Source organism: Streptomyces sp., from assembly GCF_031178505.1.
In the GTDB taxonomy this organism is placed as follows: domain Bacteria; phylum Actinomycetota; class Actinomycetes; order Streptomycetales; family Streptomycetaceae; genus Streptomyces; species Streptomyces gulbargensis.
On the sequence record NZ_JAPSIW010000987.1, the window covers coordinates 1 to 1,992 of the forward strand.

The window sequence follows — 1,992 nt, forward strand, 5'->3', positions numbered from 1 at the left end:
GTCCGGGATGTCGGCCGGCGGAAGGAGGATCCGCCCGGCGGCGCCCTCCACGGCCCGGGCCGTCGCATCGGCGTTCCCGACCTCGATGTACGGGATCCAGCGGGGGTTCCCCGGATCCTCCTGGAGTTCGGCCACACCGCCGAAAGAGGCCGTCCGCTGGTCCCCGGCCGCGGTGGAGACCACCCGGTAGGTCATGCCGGGCGCCTCCATCACCGCCCACCGCCAGCCGAACAGGGCCCGGTAGAAACCGAGCACCCCCTCCGGGTCGGCGGCGTGCAGCTCCACCCACACCAGGGTGTTCGGGGACGACGTCCGCTCCAGGCCCCGGAGCCGCCCCGGCTGCCGGACGGCGAAGTCGGCACCGCCCGGGTCGGTGAGGTACACCATGCGCCCGGCGTCCGCCACGTCGGGCGCGGGGACGCGGACGGTGGCGCCGGCCTCCTGGGCGGTCCGCCGGGCGGCGTCCGCGTCCTCCGTGTGGAAGGAGACCGTCCAGGCGCTCGCCGCTCCCTCCTCGGCCGGCGGGCCGAGCCCGCCGACCGCGCGGCCGTCCTGCTGGAAGAACCCGTGACCACCGGCCCCGGGGCCCGCCGGGCGGAACTCCCAGCCGAAGACGGAACCGTAGAAGGCCGCCGCGGCCTCCGTGTCGGGGCTGCCGAGAGCGATCCAGCAGGGCGACCCCGTCGTGAACTGCGTACCGAGCATGAGCGCCGTCCGTCCTTCCGTCCTCCGCGACCGGCTCCGGCCACCATGGCCGATCCCCGCCCCCGCACCGGGACGGCGCGGCCGCACTCACGGGGGTTCATCCGACCGGCCGACGGTCCGGGCGCCACGCCGTGCCACGGCCGCGCGGAAGCCCGCGGCCACCGGCGCCGGTTCCGTCCGCCGGCCCGGGGGCGTGTCCGTCATCGGCCGTCCGGGCGGCCGGGGCCGGGAGGGCCCGTCCGCTCGCGTACCGCCCGCCCCGCCGCGCATGGGGGGCGTCACGCAACCGCCCCGCCCCCTTCCGCGCCCGCCGTCCCCGCCGCGGCCGTCGCCTCCAGGTCCGTCATCAGCAGCTCGCCGTTGAGCGCCACCGCCGCCCGGTAGCCGAGGCTCGCCGCGTTGACGACCTGCTCCGTCGGACCGGTGACGTTGCCGGCGGCCCAGACGCCGGGGACGCTGGTCCGGCCGGTCTCGTCGATCACCACGAACTCCCCGAAGGGGGTCTCGCGCAGGTCGGCGCCGAGCTGCCGCAACACCCCGTCCCGGGCGGCGAGGCGCTTGGCGCCGGCGAAGAGCACGGACCGTTCCACGACCCGCCCGTCGGTGAGGCGTACACCGGTCAGCCGGTCGTCCGTGACGACGAGCCCCGCCACCTCGCCGGACACGACCCGTACCCCCGCCGCGTCGAGCAGGGCCGCGTCCCGCTCCGAGAGCTCCGCCCCGTGCAGGAAGAGGGTGACGTCGCCGGACAGCCGGGAGACGACGAGGGCCTGGTGGGCGGGCATCGCGGGGTGGGCGACGACGCCGAGGGGCAGGTCGCGGACCTCCCAGCCGTGGCAGTACGGGCAGTGCAGCACGTCCCGCCCCCACCGGTCGGCGAGTCCGTCGATCCCGGGGAGTTCGTCGACGAGACCGGTGGTCACCACCAGTCGCCGGGCCCGGACCGTACCGCCGTCCGCGAGGGTCAGGACGAAGCCGTCGGCTCCGTCCGGGGCCGCGCCCGTCACCTCGCCCGACCGCCACTCGACCCCGTACGCGGCGATCTCGCGCCGCCCCTCGGCGAGGAAGTCGGCCGGGCTCATGCCATCCCGCGACAGGTACCCCTGCATGTGGGCCGAGGCGGCGTTGCGCGGCTCGCCGGCGTCCACGACCAGCGTCCGCCGGCGCGAGCGGCCGAGGACGAGCGCCGCGCTGAGCCCGGCGGCGCCACCGCCGACGACCACGGCCTCGTGCGCCTCGCCTCCCTGAGCGTCCCCGCGCGAGCCCGTCCCCGCGTCGCCAACCGCG

The 1,992-nt window shown here is 77.3% G+C and carries 2 protein-coding genes; both read right to left on the minus strand.

Annotated features, from left to right (window positions below; all coding sequences use genetic code 11):
* The coding region (locus RIF68_RS35390; protein WP_309055689.1) for a VOC family protein at positions 1–705 on the minus strand (705 nt) is incomplete at its 3' end.
* A 278-nt stretch (positions 706–983) separates the two neighbouring features.
* On the minus strand, positions 984–1,928 hold the full coding sequence (locus RIF68_RS35395; RefSeq protein ID WP_309055690.1) for an NAD(P)/FAD-dependent oxidoreductase: 945 nt from the start codon (positions 1,926–1,928) through the stop codon (positions 984–986).
* Between the last annotated feature and the right edge of the window lie 64 nt (positions 1,929–1,992).